Source organism: Streptomyces sp. SAJ15 (genome assembly GCF_007595705.1).
In the GTDB taxonomy this organism is placed as follows: Bacteria; Actinomycetota; Actinomycetes; order Streptomycetales; family Streptomycetaceae; genus Streptomyces.
Map to the genome: position 1 here is coordinate 195,572 of NZ_NISY01000001.1, position 18,496 is coordinate 214,067.

At 69.7% G+C, this 18,496-nt stretch carries 11 protein-coding genes; 7 read left to right on the plus strand and 4 right to left on the minus strand.

What is annotated here, in order from left to right:
• Positions 1-72 precede the first annotated feature (72 nt).
• Positions 73-6,921 carry a polymorphic toxin-type HINT domain-containing protein gene (locus tag CD790_RS00940; RefSeq protein ID WP_399216793.1) on the plus strand — a complete coding sequence of 2,283 codons (6,849 nt, stop codon included), beginning with the start codon at positions 73-75 and terminating at the stop codon, positions 6,919-6,921.
• A 12-nt stretch (positions 6,922-6,933) separates the two neighbouring features.
• Positions 6,934-7,194 carry a MafI family immunity protein gene (locus CD790_RS00945; RefSeq protein WP_144380970.1) on the plus strand — a complete coding sequence of 87 codons (261 nt, stop codon included), beginning with the start codon at positions 6,934-6,936 and terminating at the stop codon, positions 7,192-7,194.
• Between the two features lie 474 nt (positions 7,195-7,668).
• Here CD790_RS00945 and CD790_RS00950 read toward each other — a convergent pair whose 3' ends face one another.
• Positions 7,669-8,400, minus strand: a complete 732-nt coding sequence (locus CD790_RS00950; RefSeq protein WP_313956444.1) for a hypothetical protein — start codon at positions 8,398-8,400, stop codon at positions 7,669-7,671.
• 235 nt (positions 8,401-8,635) lie between these two features.
• Between CD790_RS00950 and CD790_RS00955 the strand changes: the two genes are divergently transcribed.
• The 4 genes from CD790_RS00955 to glmM all read left to right on the plus strand — a co-directional run bounded on the left by CD790_RS00955 (position 8,636) and on the right by glmM (position 13,228).
• Positions 8,636-10,255, plus strand: coding sequence for an ABC-F family ATP-binding cassette domain-containing protein (locus CD790_RS00955; RefSeq protein WP_144380973.1), 1,620 nt, complete (start codon positions 8,636-8,638; stop codon positions 10,253-10,255).
• A 388-nt stretch (positions 10,256-10,643) separates the two neighbouring features.
• Positions 10,644-11,087: a 50S ribosomal protein L13 gene (gene rplM, locus CD790_RS00960; protein WP_144380975.1), complete on the plus strand. Its 444-nt coding sequence runs from the start codon at positions 10,644-10,646 to the stop codon at positions 11,085-11,087.
• Between the two features lie 41 nt (positions 11,088-11,128).
• Positions 11,129-11,638 (plus strand): 30S ribosomal protein S9, encoded by a 510-nt coding sequence (rpsI, locus tag CD790_RS00965; RefSeq protein ID WP_144380977.1) that lies wholly within the window; start codon positions 11,129-11,131, stop codon positions 11,636-11,638.
• A 231-nt stretch (positions 11,639-11,869) separates the two neighbouring features.
• Complete coding sequence (glmM, locus tag CD790_RS00970; RefSeq protein WP_144380978.1) at positions 11,870-13,228, plus strand: phosphoglucosamine mutase; 1,359 nt, start codon at positions 11,870-11,872, stop codon at positions 13,226-13,228.
• Positions 13,229-13,343: 115 nt separating this feature from the next.
• Here glmM and CD790_RS00975 read toward each other — a convergent pair whose 3' ends face one another.
• From CD790_RS00975 to CD790_RS00985, 3 genes are all read right to left on the minus strand, one after another.
• Positions 13,344-14,282, minus strand: coding sequence for a DUF389 domain-containing protein (locus CD790_RS00975; RefSeq protein ID WP_144380980.1), 939 nt, complete (start codon positions 14,280-14,282; stop codon positions 13,344-13,346).
• Positions 14,283-14,310: 28 nt separating this feature from the next.
• Positions 14,311-15,303: a type I pantothenate kinase gene (gene coaA, locus CD790_RS00980; RefSeq protein WP_186318821.1), complete on the minus strand. Its 993-nt coding sequence runs from the start codon at positions 15,301-15,303 to the stop codon at positions 14,311-14,313.
• A gap of 150 nt (positions 15,304-15,453) precedes the next feature.
• Positions 15,454-16,458 carry an LppX_LprAFG lipoprotein gene (locus CD790_RS00985; protein WP_144380982.1) on the minus strand — a complete coding sequence of 335 codons (1,005 nt, stop codon included), beginning with the start codon at positions 16,456-16,458 and terminating at the stop codon, positions 15,454-15,456.
• Between the two features lie 182 nt (positions 16,459-16,640).
• On the opposite strand from CD790_RS00985, the gene glmS reads away from it, so the two are divergent.
• Entirely contained in the window at positions 16,641-18,488 is a 1,848-nt protein-coding gene (glmS, locus tag CD790_RS00990; RefSeq protein ID WP_144380984.1) for a glutamine--fructose-6-phosphate transaminase (isomerizing), read from the plus strand.
• The last annotated feature ends 8 nt before the right edge of the window (positions 18,489-18,496 follow it).

The following is an 18,496-nucleotide window of genomic DNA, read 5'->3' on the forward strand; positions in this document are numbered from 1 at the left end:
GCCGGAGCCATGAGCTCCGGCGCGCGGTCAGCGCTGCCATATCGGCGCTGCAAGGAGAAGAGGGATGAGGGGATGAGGGGTAGGCCGAGGCTCCGGAGACGCGGCGTGCTGCGTCGCAGAGGGGCGATGGCGATATCCGCCGTCATGATCGCCACGCTGCTGCAGGCCGTGACCGCTCCGCAGAGCGTGGCGGACGACGAGGGGCGTCCTGATCTGCCGGTCGCGGAACAGCCGGTCGAGGGCGGTGACGCGGGTGCGGGCAAGCCACGGACCCTGGAGAAGGGGCCGAAGGTGCCACAGCGGGCACCGAAGGCGGTGTGGCCCAAGGGCGGCTCGGCCGTGGTCCCCGCGCCGGAGACGTCGCTGAAGCGCTCGACGGGGTTCACCCGCGCCGGCGATCTGCCGATCTCTCTCGCGCCGGCAGCCGGCTCCGCGGGGTCCGCCAAGGCCGCGGCCCCGAAGGACACCACCCGCCCTGGTGTCGAGGTGCGGGTGCTGGACCGCAAGCAGACGGCGCGCGCCGGAGTGGACGGCCTGCTCTTCCGCCTCACCCCGAAGACCCAGGGCAAGGCCGCGGCCGCGTCCGGCGGTAAGCACGCGGTGAGCGTGGACTACTCCGCCTTCGCCGAGGCGTTCGGCGGCGGCTACGCCTCCCGGTTGAGCCTCCTTGAGCTGCCCGCCTGCGCCCTGACCACGCCGGACAAGGCCGGCTGCCGCACCGGCAAGCCGGTGCCGGCCGTCAACGACACGGAGAAGCGGACGCTCACCGCCTCCGCCGTGCCGCTGCGCGCCCGCGGAGCGACCGTGCTGGCCGCGGTCGCCGCCGAGAAGAGCGAGAAGGGCGATTACAAGGCCACCTCGCTGTCTCCCTCCGCGACCTGGTCGACCGACCTGAACACCGGCAACTTCGGCTGGTCGTACGACATGCCCGTGCCGGAGGTGCCGGGCGGGCTGAAGCCGAACGTGGGCCTCTCGTACTCCTCGAGCGCCATCGACGGCCGGACCGGAGGCACCAACAACCAGTCCTCGTGGGTCGGCGACGGCTTCGACCTGTGGCCGGGCTACATCGAGCGCCGCTACAAGCCGTGCTCCGAGGACGGCGTCAAGAACAGCGACGGCAACAAGCCCGGCGACCTGTGCTGGGGCTATGACAACGCCTTCATCTCGTTCAACGGCAAGAGCGGCGAGCTGGTGCCGACCGGCAAGGACGAGTGGAAGCTCAAGCAGGACGACGGAACCAGGATCAAGCGCCTGACCGGCGCCGCCCGTGACAACGGCGACGACGACAACGAGTACTGGCGTCTGATCGACCCGCACGGCGTGAAGTACTACTTCGGCTACCACAAGCTCAACGGCTGGGCGTCCGGCAAGCAGACCACCGACTCGACGTGGACCACGCCGGTCTACGGAGACGACTCCGGCGAGGCGTGCCACGCCGCCGCGTTCAAGGACGCCTGGTGCCAGCAGGCCTGGCGCTGGAATCTCGACTACGTCGTGGACACCCACGGCAACGCGCTGGCGTACTACTACAAGAAGGAGTCCAACTCCTACGGCCGCAACCTCAAGGACGAGGACGACACCCCGTACGTGCGCGGCGGCTACCTGGACCGCATCGAGTACGGGCTGAACTACACCGACCTGTACAAGGACAAGGCGCTGGCGAAGGTCACCTTCGCCAACACCGAACGGTGCATTCCCCAGTCCGGCGTGACCTGCGCGGCGGACACCATCGACAGCAAGCGTCAGTACTGGTACGACACGCCCTGGGACCTGAACTGCAAGGCGGGCACCAAGTGCGACCAGGGTCGGCTGTCACCGACCTTCTGGACCCGCAAGCGGCTGACCGAGGTCACCACCCAGGTCCTCAAGGACGGGGCGTACGCCAAGGTCGACTCCTGGAAGCTCGGTCATCGCTGGGGCACGGCCGACGTCGACTACCAACTGCTGCTCGACTCGGTCCAGCGCACCGGGCACACGTCGACCACTCCCCTCACCCTTCCGAAGACGACGTTCGCCTACACCCAGCTGGCCAACCGGCTCGACAAGACCGGGGACGGCAAGGCCCCCTTCATCAAGGCCCGGGTCTCCACGGTCGCCGACGAGGTCGGCGGTCAGCTCGACGTCGACTACTCGGCTCCTGCCTGCTCCCGGGACAGCCTGCCGACGCCGCAGACGAACACCACCCGCTGCTTCCCGCAGTTCTCCGGAGGCGACTCGACGGACGAGCCGGAGAAGGAGTGGTTCAACAAGTACGTGGTCGACTCGGTCACCGAGACCGACCGTACCGGCGGGGCTCCGGACCAGGTCACCCGCTACACCTACCTCGACGGCGCCGCCTGGCACTACGACGACGATGACGGCCTGACCAAGGAGAAGCACAAGACCTGGTCGCAGTGGCGCGGCTACGGGCACGTGCGGGTGCAGACCGGCGGCCAGGAGGCGGCCGGCGGGATGAAGTCGCAGAAGGAGCACTACTTCCTACGCGGCATGGACGGGGACCGAGAGGCCCCGTCCGGCGGGACGAGGTCCGTGAAGGTCTCCCTCAGCACGGGGGAAGGTGACCCGATCACCGACCATGACGCGCTCGCGGGCTTCGAGTACAAGACCGCCGCGTTCTCCGGGCCGGGCGGAAAGGTCCTGGAGAAGACCGTGAACCGCCCTTGGCACCACCAGACCGCCGAGCGCAAGCGGTCCTGGGGCACGGTCACCGCGAACTTCACCGGCAAGGCCCACACCAGGAACTTCACCTCCCTTGACGGAGGGAACGGAGACGACTGGCGCACCACCGGTACCGCGACGAGTTTCGACACGGTCGCAGGCCGGGCCACCCAGGTCGACGACTTCGGGGACGACTCGACCGCCAAGGACGACCAGTGCACGCGTACGACGTACGCGGACAACCCGGGTGCCAACATCCTGACGCTGCCCTCCCGGGTGGAGACCGTCGCGGTCAGGTGCGACGGCACCCCCGACCGCCTCAACGACGTCATCTCGGATGTCCGCACCGCCTATGACGGCGGCGACTACGGCGCCGCCCCGACGAGGGGCGACGCCACCGCGACCGCGACGCTCAAGGAGTACGACGGCACGAAGGCCACCTACCTGGAGTCAGGCGCCACGTACGACTCCTACGGCCGCTCGCTGACCGCGACCGACATCACCGCGACGGTCACCGCGACCGGAACCGGGGCTCCGACGCGGGTCGCCCGTACCGACGGCCGCACGACGACGACGACCTACAGCCCGGCCACCGGCTTCCCGACGCAGTCCAAGGTCACCACACCGCCCGCCAAGAAGGGCGACGAGTCCACCGAGCAGACCACCACCACGGAGCTGGAGCCGCTGCGCGGCCAGCCCGCCGCTCAGATCGACACCAACAACAAGCGCACCGACTTCGCGTACGACGCGCTGGGCCGATCCACCAAGGTGTGGCTGGCCAACCGCCGCACCGACATGCTGCCGAGCTACGAGTTCAGCTACTTCGTCGAGGAGGGTCAGCCGGTCGCGGTCCGCACCCAGACCCTGACTCAGGGCGGCGGCGCGCAGATCCCGTCCTTCACGCTCTACGACGGATTCCTGCGCGATCGGCAGACCCAGGCGCCCGGCCCCAACGGCGGTCGCCTGCTCACCGACGTCTTCTACGACGAGCGGGGCCTCACCGCCAAGACCTTCGCCCCCTACTACACCGAGGGGAACCCCCAGAAGGGTCTCTTCAAGCCCGAGAACGCGCTGAGCGTCGAGACCCAGACCCGCCACTCCTACGACGGCCTGGGCCGGGAGACCGAGGCCAAGCAGATCGCCGGCAACGGCGACGGCGGCAAGGAACTGGCCGTCACCCGCACCCAGTACGGCGGTGACCGCACCACCGTCATCCCGCCGGAAGGCGGCACGACCACCACCACGGTCATCGACGGTCGCGGCCGCACCGTCGAGCTCCTCCAGCACACGCAGCGCGACGGGCGAGGCCCGGTCGACCGGACGACGTACGCGTACCACCCGGCCGGCCAGCTCGCGAAGGTCACCGACCCGGCCGGAAACGTGTGGCAGTACGGCTACGACCAGCTCGGCCGCAAGACGCACGACAAGGACCCGGACAAGGGCGTCACGACCAGCTGGTATGACGACCACGGTCAGCTGACCCAGACCAAGGACGCCAAGAACAGCATCCTCGTCAGCGTCTACGACGGCCTCGGCCGCCGCACCGAGCTGCGTGAGGGCGCGGCCGACGGCAAGCTGCGGGCGCGGTGGACCTACGACACCGTCAGCGGCGCCAAGGGACAGCTCGCCGAGTCCACCCGTTACGTGGGCAGCGCGGCGTACACGACCCAGGTCACCGAGTACGACCGGCTGTACCAGCCGACCATGACGGCCGTCGTCATCCCCGAAAGTGAAGGCAGGCTCGCGGGCACCTACCAGTCCGCGACCCGCTACCACGCCAACGGCCTCGTGGCCGGATTCGAGTACTCGCCGGCGGGCTCCCTGCCCAGCGGCTCGGCGACGTACCAGTACGAGGACGGCACGCTGCGCCGGATCAAGGCGTCCGACAACCGGGGCATGGCAGCCACCACCACCTACAGCCTGACCGGCAAGCCCCTGCAGTACGAGATAGGCGGCAGCACCACCGGTGACAAGAAGACGTGGGTGACCAACACCTACGAGTGGGGCACCCAGCGCCTGTCCAGCAGTCGGGTGGACCGCCAGGACGTTCCGGGCGTCGACCAGTTCGCCACCTACGGCTACGACCCGATCGGCAACGTCACCTCGGTCTCCGACACTTCCCGCTCGGGCACCGACACCCAGTGCTTCGCCTACGACCACCTGCGACGCCTGACCGAGGCGTGGACCGAGTCCGCGAAGTCGTGTTCGAACGACCCGTCCGCCGAGGCGATCGGCGGCCCGGCCCCGTACTGGCTGTCCTACACCTACGACAAGGTCGGCAACCGTCTCACCGAGACGCAGCACAACCCTGCGGGCGGTGACGCCAAGGACACCACACGTCGCTACATCTACCCGTCGCCGGGGAGCGCCCAGCCGCACACCCTGACCCAGGTCGACACGACCGGCCCCACGGGCACGGCCAAGGAGACCTACACATACGACGCCACCGGCAACACCGAGGAACGCAAGCTCCGCGGCACGGCGCAGAAGCTCGACTGGGACGCCGAAGGCCGACTCACGAAGGTCACCGACCCGGTCGAGGGCGGTGCTGCCAAGGTCACCGAGTACCTCTACGACGCCGACGGCAACCGCCTCATCGGTCGCACCCCCACGGAGACCACCCTCTACCTCGGCCACACCGAGGTGACCCTCCCCAAGGGCGCCACCAAGCCGAAGGCCACCCGCTACGCCGACCTCGGCGGCGGCCACCAGGCCGTCCGCACCGACGACGACAAGGTCTCCCTCACCCTCGCCGACCACCACGGCACCGCCCAACTCGCCGTCGATGGACCGACCTTCGAGCTGACGCAGTGGAGGAGCGCGCCGTTCGGCGCGACGCGCGGGGACAAGGCGAAATCGTGGCCGGGGACGCGCGGGTTCGTCGGCGGAACGATCGACACAAGCACGGGGCTGACACACCTGGGGGCGCGGGAGTACGACCCGGCGATCGGCCGGTTCATTTCGGTGGATCCGATCATGGATCTGACCGATCCGCAGCAGATTCACGGCTACAGCTACGGCAACAACAACCCGCTGACTTTCTCGGACCCGTCAGGCATGCTCTTTCATGACCCAGTGATCGACATCACCGACTGGGTGGAAAAGAACGGTGGGTCTTCTCCGGCTCCGCACACTGGCTCCCGAGAGGGCACTGATTGTAGCGGAGCTTGCGCTGCGGCGTTCGATAAGACCCTCGAGCAGCTGCAAGGGGGTTGGACCGGCGACCCGCAAACCAGTTGCGGTTCCACGACTGGCGGAAGCACGTGTCCGGGACGAGAGGCAAATTATCGTGCATCTGCCGGCTGGGACTTCGGTTTCAGTTTCGTCCAGGCCGTGGTCATTCCGGACTTCGAAGAGCCGAGGAAGTGCAAGGGTGGACAGCTCTCTGGCTGTGCCTGGAGTGCGGCCGAACTTCCCTGGTTCAGGTGGGCCAAGCCGTTCAAGTGGGGGAAGAAGGGCGGGAAAGCCGGAAAGAAGGCAGACAGTGTCACCCCCTGTAGCCGTGACAGCTTTCTCCCGGGTGCTACAGTTCTTCTGGCTGACGGCACTCGGAAGAATATTGAAGACGTCAAGGTAGGCGACAAGGTCGCGGCGACAGATCCTGAAACGGGTGAAACCAGCACCCGCGAAATCGTCGCGACCATCATCACCGAGGACGATAAGCAGTTCACCGACCTCACCATTGCCGGCAAGGCCGGCGAATCCTCCATCATCGCCACCGACCACCATCCGTTCTGGAGTCCGTCGGTGGGTGCATGGGTCGACGCTGGTGATCTCAAGCCAGGCGTGAGCCTGCGGACGCCCGACGGTGACACCGTCACGGTGAAGGGCATCCGCCACTTCGAGAAACGGCAGCGTACGCACAATCTGACGGTCAGTGACGTCCACACGTACTATGTGCTGGCGGGGGCCACACCCGTCCTTGTTCACAACAGCAACTGTGGGATCGGTCGACAGCTGATCGGGGAGAAGGATTCCCAGCACATCCTTGACGGGCATGCCTATCCCGGGCTTCCCGGGAAGACGGTGTTCCCCAAGGGGTGGAGCGACGACGACATTCTGGATGCCGTGGCGAATGTGGCAACAAGCCCAAACAGTACGCGTGTCTGGAAGACCGGCTCTGCCAATTATGCTGAGAGAACTCTCCGAACAAAGAAGGGTGATCCTGCTGTCCAGGCGATCACCGGAGAGGTCCGCGGGGTTAACATCGAGGTTCGCTATGAACCACTAACCGGCAGAGTTCTCACAGCCTTCCCGAAGTAAGGAGTCTGGCCCGTGGAGCGATATAAGTACCTGCGATCTCTCATCTCGCAACTCCTTGAGGAATCTCCTCTAACTTCGGAAGAGGTTATTGCTGACGTTCACCACTTGATGAACGTGGGCGAAGAGGAATTGGCGTTCGATACGATGTGCTCATGGATCTACGAGGATTCTCTACCTATCTCCTCGAATTACTATGAGCGCCTCGTGGTCGCCGCTCAGGAACTGGGTACGCCGAAATCGACGGAAAGATTGGATGAACTCGTCGAGGGCTAGACGCTCAAGCCCGAACGGTGCTGGTGAAGCTGATGCTCCGATACTGAACCAGTAGCCAGATCGGTTCCTTGCGATCCGCAGTTGCGAATCTGAGACCCCGCCAACACTCTGTTGGCGGGGTCTCAGTGTCTTCTGGCGCTAGTAATTGACGGCAACGTCAGTGGACGAGCGCCGTAAGCGAAGATGGTTCGTCGCTGTCAGTTCGGCTGGCCTTGGCGTTTGTTGCGCCGTCGAGGGCGGTGCTGAGGGTACTGATGGCGTCTCGCTGGAGGCAGAGTCGGACGTGGCAGAGGCGGACAAGCACGAGCAGGCTCTCGCGCCGCCTGACGGCAGTAGCGACGGCAAAAGCACGGATTCTTCGTACTCGTCGTTGAGGCTGTCCCACTTGCCGTGCCCGTGGGTCACGATCTGAAAGCAGGGCTGCGCCGGCTACGCGCTCGCCGCCGCAGCCCCACCATGAGCCCCCGCCAGCCCCTACGCCCCCGCCGAAGCCGCCGCTCGGGCCTGGCTCTCCCCGCGGGCCAGGATGCGGCGGAACGCGTAGTCGGAGAGGTCGCGGCCCGCTTCCAGGGGGCGGGGGTCCTTGGTGGTGACGGGTTTGCCGTTGGTGTAGCCCGTGGTGGTGAAGTAGGCGTAGCGGCCGATGGCGTTGGCGCTGGAGCGGCAGGCCGGGCCGCGGCAGAAGGCGGGGACGCCCTCGCCGGGGAGGGAGATCACGCCCGGGGTCGCCTGGGACTTGGCCTTCTCGGCGGCGGCCGGGGTGTCGAAGACGGCGATGCCGACCGTCACCGCCACGCCGTCCTTCTCGTAGGTGGCGCGGAAGAGCTGGCGGCAGCCGTTGTTCGTCAGGGCGGGGCCCAGGCCGCCGCGGGTGGCCGAGGCGCAGTTCGTCGTGGCGGTCGTGGCGCCCCTGGTGTAGGTGCGGCCGTTGGACGCGGCCTTCTTCTCGGGGAAGAGGGAGGTCGCGCGGAGCGGCGCCTTGTCGAGCTTCTTGTCCGAGATGATGTCGAGCGGCTCCAGCGGGGCCGGCGGGGCGACGTTGGAGAAGGTCGGCTCGGGGGTGGGGGATTCGGCGGGGAGCTCCTTGGCGGGTGCGGTCGGGCCCGCCGACGAGCCCGCCGTGTCCTTGTCGTCGCCGCTGGCCACGATCGCGGTGGCGACGATCGCCGCCACCGCGCCCGCCGCCAGGACGCCCCCGCCGACCATCAGCCAGCGCCTGCGCCGGTCGCGGCGCTCGGTGTCGTCCGCGAGAGCGGCCCAGTCCGGTGTCCCCGGTGCCGATGTCCCCGGTGCCGGTGCGCCCGGCGACGGCGGCATCCCCGGCGGTCGCGAAGGCGGCTGAGAACCTCCAGGCCCGTACGGCCCCCCATGCCCAAAGCTCATGGCGCGCATCTTAAAACCTGTTGGTGGGGACCATGGCGCGCCGTCAGAATCCCGTTTTATGGGGCATGTGGAGGCGGGGCACCTGGAGTACTACCTTCCGGACGGCCGGGTGCTGCTCGGAGACGTGTCGTTCCGGGTGGGCGAGGGCGCGGCGGTGGCGCTCGTCGGGGCGAACGGCGCAGGCAAGACCACCCTGCTGCGGCTCATCGCGGGGGAGCTGCAGCCGCACGGCGGCTCGGTCACGGTCAGCGGCGGGCTGGGGGTGATGCCGCAGTTCGTCGGGTCCGTACGGGACGAGCGGACCGTGCGCGACCTGCTCGTCTCCGTGGCCCAGCCGCGGATCCGGGCCGCCGCGGCCGCCGTCGACCGCGCCGAGCACGCGATCATGACGGTCGACGACGAGGCCGCCCAGCTCCAGTACGCGCAGGCGCTCGCCGACTGGGCCGAGGCCCGGGGGTACGAGGCCGAGACGACCTGGGACATGTGCACCATGGCCGCGCTCGGCGTCCCGTACGAGCGGGCCCAGTGGCGGCAGGTGCGCACGCTCTCCGGCGGCGAGCAGAAGCGGCTGGTCCTGGAGTCGCTGCTGCGCGGGACCGACGAGGTGCTGCTGCTGGACGAGCCGGACAACTATCTCGACGTCCCCGGCAAGCGGTGGCTGGAGGAGCGGCTCCGGGAGACCCGCAAGACCGTGCTCTTCGTCTCGCACGACCGTGAGCTGCTCGCCCGCTCCGCCGAGAAGATCATCAGCGTGGAGCCCAGCCCCGCCGGCAGCGACGTATGGGTGCACGGCGGCGGCTTCGGCACCTACCACCAGGCCCGCAAGGAGCGCTTCGCCCGCTTCGAGGAGCTGCGCCGGCGGTGGGACGAGGAGCACGCCAAGCTGAAGAAGCTGGTACTCACCCTGAAGCAGAAGGCCGCCTACAACGACGGCATGGCCTCCCGCTACCAGGCCGCCCAGACCCGGCTGCGCAAGTTCGAGGAGGCCGGGCCGCCGCAGGAGCCGCCGCGGGAGCAGGACATCCGGATGCGGCTGCGCGGCGGGCGCACCGGCGTGCGGGCGGTCACCTGTCGGGGCCTGGAGCTGACCGGGCTGATGCGCCCCTTCGACCTGGAGGTCTTCTACGGGGAGCGGGTCGCGGTCCTGGGCGGCAACGGCTCCGGCAAGTCCCACTTCCTCCGGCTGCTGGCCGGCGAGGACGTCGCCCACACCGGGGAGTGGAAGCTCGGCGCCCGCGTGGTGCCCGGTCACTTCGCGCAGACCCACGCCCACCCGGAGCTGCTCGGCCGCACCCTGGTGGACATCCTGTGGACCGAGCACGCCAAGGACCGGGGCGCCGCGATGAGCGCGCTGCGCCGGTACGAGCTGGAGCGCCAGGGCGACCAGCCCTTCGAGAAGCTCTCCGGTGGGCAGCAGGCCCGCTTCCAGATCCTGCTGCTGGAGCTGGCCGGCACCACCGCGCTGCTGCTCGACGAGCCGACCGACAACCTCGACCTGGAGAGCGCCGAGGCCCTCCAGGAGGGGCTGGAGCGCTACGAGGGCACGGTGCTGGCCGTCACCCACGACCGCTGGTTCGCCCGCTCCTTCGACCGCTATCTCGTCTTCGGCGCGGACGGGCGGGTGCGGGAGGTCCCGGAGCCGGTGTGGGACGAGGGCCGGGTGGCTCGGGCCCGCTGACCCCCGGCAGGCCCCTCGGGGCCGGGTCGGTGGCGTCCGGTGAGCGGTGTCGCACCGGTCGTGACCACCGGCTTCCCCGCGTGCGAGGCCGCTTGGGGCGCGGGTCGCCGGCGCGTGGCGCCGGAGGGCTCGGTACGGTGGAAAGAGCCCTCAGCCGGCCGCGGCGGCGGCACCCGTTTTGACCCGTCCCCGGCGGCCCGGTATTCTGCTGGTTCGTTATGCGTATTGGCTTGCTCGTTCTCACGTGAGAGGCCGTTACGCCGGTCCACCGGGCCGATGACCAGCGGCAAGCACACGGTTTGCGTCACCGATGTGTTGCCAGGGCTGTCGTGATCGTCTGGGTGGCCTTGTCAGTACCCATCTCACTGAAGAAGCGAAGGCTACGACCGTGCGTACGTACAGCCCCAAGCCCGGCGACGTTCAGCGCCAGTGGCACGTCATTGACGCGCAGGACGTTGTCCTGGGCCGTCTGGCCTCCACGGCCGCTTCCCTCCTGCGGGGCAAGCACAAGCCGGTGTACGCGCCTCACGTTGACACTGGTGACTTCGTCATCATCATCAACGCCGACAAGGTGCACCTGTCCGGCAACAAGCGGACCCAGAAGCTCGCCTACCGCCACTCCGGTTTCCCGGGCGGTCTGCGTTCTGTCCGCTACGACGAGCTGCTCGCCAAGAACCCGGAGAAGGCGGTCGAGAAGGCCGTCAAGGGCATGCTCCCGAAGAACACCCTGGGCCGTCAGATGCTCTCGAAGCTGAAGGTCTACGCGGGCGACCAGCACCCGCACGGCGCTCAGCAGCCGACCCCGTTCGAGATCACCCAGGTCGCGCAGTAGTTCCGGCCACCCCCTAAGACGAAAAGAATCTGAGGAGAATCGTGGCTGAGACCACCGCCGAGACGCCGATCGAGGAGACCGAGGTCTTCGAGGGCACCGCGACCTTCGAGTCCGAGGAGACCGAGTACACCAGCGAGTCGCTCGCGTCCCGCTTCGGCGACCCGCAGCCGGCCGCCGGCACCGGCCGCCGCAAGAACGCCGTGGCCCGCGTCCGCATCGTGCCGGGCAGCGGCCAGTGGAAGATCAACGGTCGCTCGCTTGAGGACTACTTCCCGAACAAGGTGCACCAGCAGGAAGTCAACGAGCCGTTCAAGGTTCTGGAGCTGGACGACCGCTACGACGTCATCGCCCGCATCTCGGGTGGCGGCGTCTCCGGTCAGGCCGGTGCCCTGCGCCTGGGTGTCGCCCGTGCGCTGAACGAGGCGGACGTGGACAACAACCGCGGCCCGCTGAAGAAGGCCGGCTTCCTGACCCGTGACGACCGCGCCACCGAGCGTAAGAAGGCCGGTCTGAAGAAGGCCCGCAAGGCGCCGCAGTACAGCAAGCGCTAATCGCGCCCCGGCTGTATCGCCGCGCGCTCCACGCGCCACGCCGACGCCCCGGCGGCACGATCCGTGCTGCCGGGGCGTTCGGCTATCGGAGCCAGGGGTCGGGCGTACACCCTGACGTCGGCGTCTGGACTCCGGCTCTCTACCTTTTCTTCAACTGGACAGCTTTTTCCAGGACACCTTTCTCTTCCAGGGGGCGACGGAGCCGCGCCCCGGGCAATTCGGAGGACACCAGTGGGACGACTCTTCGGTACGGACGGTGTGCGCGGCGTCGCCAACGCGGACCTGACGGCGGAGCTGGCGCTCGGCCTGTCGGTCGCGGCGGCGCATGTGCTGGCCGAAGCGGGCACGTTCGAGGGCCATCGGCCGGTGGCGGTGGTCGGCCGTGATCCGCGCGCGTCCGGGGAGTTCCTGGAGGCCGCCGTGGTGGCGGGGCTCGCCAGCGCGGGCGTCGACGTGCTCCGGGTCGGCGTGCTGCCGACCCCGGCGGTGGCGTACCTGACCGGCGCGCTCGGCGCCGACCTGGGCGTGATGCTCAGCGCCAGCCACAACCCGATGCCGGACAACGGTGTCAAGTTCTTCGCCCGCGGCGGCCACAAGCTCGCCGACGAGCTGGAGGACCGCATCGAGGAGACCTACCGCGCGCACGCCTCCGGTGAGCCGTGGGACCGTCCGACCGGCGCCGGCGTCGGCCGGGTGCGCAGCTACGACGAGGGCTTCGACAACTACGTCGCCCACCTCATCGGCGTGCTCCCGAACCGCCTGGACGGCGTCAAGGTCGTCATCGACGGCGCGCACGGCGCCGCCGCCCGGGTCTCCCCGGAGGCCTTCGCCCGCGCCGGCGCCGAGGTGATCACCATCGGCACCGACCCGGACGGGCTCAACATCAACGACGGTTACGGCTCCACCCACCTGGACCGGCTCAAGGCCGCCGTGGTCGAGCACGGCGCCGACCTGGGCGTCGCGCACGACGGCGACGCGGACCGCTGCCTGGCCGTGGACGCGGCCGGTCAGGAGGTCGACGGCGACCAGATCCTGGCCGTGCTGGCGCTCGCCCTGCGCGAGGCGGGCGGCCTGCGCAAGGACACCGTCGTCGGCACCGTCATGTCCAACCTCGGCTTCAAGCTGGCCATGGAGCGCGAGGGCGTCCAGCTGGTCCAGACCGCGGTCGGCGACCGCTACGTCCTGGAGGAGATGAAGGAGCACGGCTACGCCCTCGGCGGCGAGCAGTCCGGCCACGTCATCGTGCTGGACCACGCCACCACCGGCGACGGCACCCTCACCGGCCTGATGCTGGCCGCCCGCGTCGCCGCCACCGGGCGCACCCTCGCCGACCTGGCGAGCGTCATGGAGCGGCTGCCGCAGGTGCTGATCAACGTCCGGGACGTGGACAAGTCGCGGGTCGGCTCCAGCGCCGAGGTCTCCACCGCGGTCGCGGAGGCGGAGCGCGAGCTGGGCACCACCGGCCGGGTGCTGCTGCGTCCCTCCGGCACCGAGCCGCTGGTGCGGGTCATGGTCGAGGCCGCCGACATCGAGCAGGCCCGCGCGGTCGCCGGGCGGCTCGCGGACGCGGTGAAGTCCGCGCTGGGCTAGAGCCCGGCGGATACGGCGAGGGCGTCCTCGGGGTCCGGCCCCGAGGACGCCCTCGCCGGTTCGGTGGCGGGCCCCGCCCGGGACGGGGGGCCGGCCTTTCGCACGCCGGCGGTCGTCAGTACACCTTCACCCGCTGGTGGTGGCGCGCCCAGAACAGCTTCTGGAGGAGCAGGGTGAGCGTGCCGGCCAGGACGATGCCACCCAGGTTGGCCAGCAGCTGGCCCGCGGAGCCCCAGGTCTGGCCGTAGTCGCCGTAGCTGAGGGCGACCGCGGCGTTGGCGGCCGCCGGCACGGTGGTGACCGAGATCGCCACGCCGATCAGCGCCCCGGACTTCGCCGAGGTCAGCGAGAGCGTTCCGGCGATGCCGGCGAGGAAGGCGACCACGAAGGACATCCAGTCCGGCTGCCAGATGAAGGCGGTGTTGGGGCGGGCCGCCTCGACCATCGAGCGTTCGAAGAGCCCGAAGACGTCCATCAGATAGGCGAAGCCGGCGGTGAGCAGCATCGCCGCGGCGAAGCCGACCAGCAGCGCGTTGAGCGACCGCCACACCAGGGTGGGGGCGCGCTGCACCAGCGCGGTGGAGATGCCCGCCAGCGGGCCGAACTCCGGGCCGACCGCCATCGCGCCCACGATCAGGATCGCGTTGTCCAGCATCACCCCGCAGGCCGCCAGCATGGTGGCCACGGTCAGGAAGGCCACATAGGTGACGCTGAGGGTGGACTCCTCGTGCGTGGACTCCGCCAGGTGCTCCCACAGCACGGCGTCGGCGCCCTCGCCGGGCGCCTCCTCCTCGGCCTTCTCGGCGCGCTTGGACAGCGACAGGTCGATGGTCTCCACGGAGATCGACCCCGTCCTGTCGATGCCCGCCTCGCGCAGCCGCTCCAGCAGCCCGTCCGCCGCCTCGCGGGCCACGTCGCAGAGCACGATGTCGCCCCGAGGGTTGCGCGCGGCACCGGTGAGCACGGCGAGATGGGTCGCTCCGACCGTTTGCTCCACGATCCGTATGACGTCCTCGGTACGGTCGGCCGGAGTGATCATTCTCAGGTGCAGCATGAGCGCAGACTAGCCGTGTCGTGGCCGGTCAGAGCTTGCGCAGGCTCAGTCGCTGCACCTTGTGGTCCGCGCCCTTGCGCAGCACCAGGGTGGCCCGGCCGCGGGTGGGGGCCACGTTCTGCTCCAGGTTGGGACGGTTGACGGTGCGCCAGATCATCCGGGCGTAGTCCAGCGCCTCCTCCTCGGAGACCTGGGTGTACCGGCGGAAGTACGAGAAGGGGTTCTGGAACGCGGTCTCGCGCAGCTTGCGGAAGCGGCCGAGGTACCAGCGCTCGATGTCCTCGGTGCGGGCGTCGACGTAGACGCTGAAGTCGAAGAAGTCGGCGAGGCCGACGCGGGTGCGGCCGTCCTGCCCCGGGAGCGCGGGCTGGAGCACGTTGAGGCCCTCGACGATCAGGATGTCGGGGCGGTGCACGGTCAGCCGCTCGCCGGGCACGATGTCGTAGATCAGGTGGGAGTAGACCGGGGCCGAGACCTCCTCCTTGCCCGCCTTCACGTCCGCGACGAAACGGGTCAGGGCCCGGCGGTCGTAGGACTCGGGGAAGCCCTTGCGGGACATCAGTCCGCGCCGGTGCAGCTCCGCGTTGGGGTAGAGGAAGCCGTCGGTGGTGACCAGCTCCACGCGCGGGTGCTCGGGCCAGCGGGCCAGCAGCGCCTGGAGGAGGCGGGCGGTGGTCGACTTGCCGACCGCGACGCTGCCCGCCACCCCGATGACGAAGGGGGTGCCGGGCTGGGCCCCGAAGCCGTTCTTGGTGTCGCCGAGGAAGGTGTTCAGTGCGCCGCGCAGACTGCCGGTCGCGGCCACGTAGAGGTTCAGCAGCCGAGACAGCGGCAGGTAGACGTCCCGCACCTCGTCGAGGTCTATGACGTCGCCGAGTCCGCGCAGCCGCTCGACCTCCTCGGCGCTCAGCGGCAGCGGGGTCTTCTCGCGCAGGGCGCTCCACTCGGCGCGCGACAGGTCCACGTAGGGACTCGACTCGGTGCGCCGCTGATGCGGGGGGCGCGCTGGAGACGTGATCACAGCTTCATTGTCGGGGCTGTCCGGCCGTGCGGTGAGCGTGGGGTCGGTCACGCCCGGTGACCTGGGGTTTTGTCCAGGGAGGAGGGCCTCGGCGGCCGGACCGACAGGTTCCGCGACGCCGGGGCGCCGGCGCGCCGCGCGGGAACCCCGTCAGCCGGGGAGGATTCCGGCGGCGACGTCGATCTTCTGCACGGAGCCGGCGGGAGGCACCGGAGCGGTGACCTTCCGCCCGAAATCGGACAGATCCATGGTGATCTTCACGGCGTTTCCGCCCATGTCGCAGCTGATCCGAGCCCGCACCAGCCGGCCCTCGCCGTCCACCCAGGCGTCCGCGGTCACGGGCAGCTCGCCCAGCTTGGCGATGAGGGCGTCCATGTCCGTGCGGACGCGCTCCGCCAGCCGCAGCGAGAGCGTGTCGCGGTCGAGCGTGCCCGAGTAGCGGGTGGCGGGGCGGCCGTCGACGGTCTCCGTGCCGCGCTTCTTCGCCCCCCGCATGGTGGATATCTGGAGCAGCAGGTGTTCCGGGTCGTTGACCGGGGCGCGCAGCAGGTGGTGCGCCTCGGCCTTCCGCCGGTCGACCTGGCCCCAGCGGCCCTTCTTCACGTTGCCGATGGGGGTCAGGTAGACCCGGTCGCCGTCGAAGACCTCCTCCATGTGCTTGATCTCGCCGCTGGGGAAGTCGACCGACAGCCGGCCCTTGTCCCCGCCCAGGTCGAACGAGCCGGAGATGGTGATCGGGTAGGTCTTGCCCCGGTCGGTGAGCTCGACCTTCTCCTCGATCCGGGCGCTGGTCTCCCCGATCTTCGCCACGGCCCTGCTCACCGGCGTCTTCGGCACCTCCAACCAGCCGTCGTCCCCGGCGGACTCGCCCTTGCCGCCCTTGGGGTCGTCCGGGTCCGAGGAGCCGCAGGCGGTGGCGGAGGCCAGCACGGCGGTGACGAGCAGGACACCGGTGGCCGCGGTGCGGGCGGAGCGCTTGGCGACGGAGCGGCTCACCGCGGAGCGACGGGCGGTGGCGCCGCCGGTGGCGGCGCGGGCGACGGCTACGGCGGCGGCGCGGGTGGCGGCAGCGGCGCGGGCGGCGGAGCGGCTGACGGTTGAGCGGCTGATGGTTGAGCGGCTGATGGTTGAGCGGCTGACGGTGGAGCGGAGCACGGATCCCCCCAGAAACGTCGGTCGGCTGCGGCCCCCCGGCCGCTCCGGCGCATTATGCACCTCGTGCGCCCCGCGGAGCGCCCCCGGCGCGACCCACTCGTGTGCCACACCCGCCCGGTGCGCCCCACGGATGGCACAGCGGCGGTGGTCCGCCCGCGGCACACGGGTCGTACGCTGCGTCCATGTGCGGAATCGTTGGTTATGTGGGAGGGCAGTCCGCCCTCGACGTCGTCCTCGCCGGCCTCAAGCGGCTTGAGTACCGCGGCTATGACTCGGCCGGGGTCGCCGTGCTCGCCGACGGCGGGCTGGCCGCCGCCAAGAAGGCGGGCAAGCTCGCCAACCTGGACAAGGAACTGGCGGACCGTCCGCTGCCCACCGGCAGCACCGGCATCGGGCACACCCGCTGGGCCACCCACGGCGGGCCGACGGACGCCAACGCCCATCCCCACCTGGACAACTCGGGCCGGGTCGCGGTCGTCCACAACGGCATCATCGAGAACTTCGCCACGCTGCGCGCCGAGCTGACCGACCGTGGCCACGAACTGGCCTCGGAGACCGACACCGAGGTCGTGGCCCATCTGCTGGCCGAGTCCTTCTCCTCCTGCGGCGACCTGGCCGAGGCGATGCGGCAGGTGTGCCGCCTGCTGGAGGGCGCCTTCACCCTCGTCGCGGTGCACGCGGACGCGCCCGACGTGGTCGTCGGCGCTCGCCGCAACTCCCCGCTGGTGGTGGGCGTCGGCGAGGACGAGGCGTTCCTCGCCTCCGACGTGGCCGCCTTCATCGCGCACACCCGCGAAGCCGTCGAGCTGGGCCAGGACCAGGTGGTGGAGCTGCGCCGGGACGGGGTGAGCGTCACCGACTTCGACGGCGCGCCGGCCGACGTGCGGACGTACCACGTCGACTGGGACGCCTCCGCCGCCGAGAAGGACGGCTACGACTACTTCATGCTCAAGGAGATCGCCGAGCAGCCCAAGGCGGTCGCCGACACGCTGCTGGGGCGGATCGACGCCAGCGGGGTGCTGTCGCTGGACGAGGTGCGCATCCCCGCCTCGGTGCTGCGCGAGATCGACAAGGTCGTGATCGTGGCCTGCGGGACCGCCTTCCACGCCGGGATGATCGCCAAGTACGCGATCGAGCACTGGACCCGCATCCCCTGCGAGACCGAGCTGGCCTCGGAGTTCCGCTACCGGGACCCGATCCTGGACCCGCGCACACTGGTCATCGCGATCTCCCAGTCCGGCGAGACCATGGACACCCTGATGGCGCTGCGGCACGCGCGCGAGCAGGGCGCGAAGGTGCTGGCGATCTGCAACACCAACGGCTCCACGATCCCGCGCGAGTCGGACGCGGTGCTCTACACGCACGCCGGTCCGGAGGTCGCCGTCGCCTCCACCAAGGCGTTTCTGACCCAGCTGGTCGCCTGCTACCTGGTGGCGCTGTACCTGGGGCAGGTGCGCGGCACCAAGTGGGGCGACGAGATCCACTCGGTGATCCGGGAGCTGTCCGCCATCGGCACCCAGGTGGAGCAGGTACTGGAGACGATGGAGCCGGTACGGGAGCTGGCCCGCACCCTCGCGGACAAGAACACCGTGCTGTTCCTGGGCCGCCATGTGGGCTACCCGGTGGCCCTGGAGGGCGCGCTCAAGCTCAAGGAGCTGGCGTACATGCACGCCGAGGGCTTCGCGGCCGGCGAGCTCAAGCACGGGCCGATCGCGCTGATCGAGGACGATCTGCCGGTGGTGGTCGTGGTGCCGTCCCCGCGCGGTCGCTCGGTGCTGCACGACAAGATCGTCTCCAACATCCAGGAGATCCGGGCCCGCGGCGCCCGCACCATCGTCATCGCCGAGCGGGGCGACACCGCGGTGGCCCCGTACGCCGACCACCTCATCGAGATCCCGCCCACCCCCACCCTGCTCCAGCCGCTCGTCGCCACCGTCCCGCTCCAGGTCTTCGCCTGCGAACTGGCGACCGCGCGGGGCAACGAGGTGGACCAGCCGCGGAACCTGGCGAAGTCGGTGACCGTGGAATGAGCCGGTTC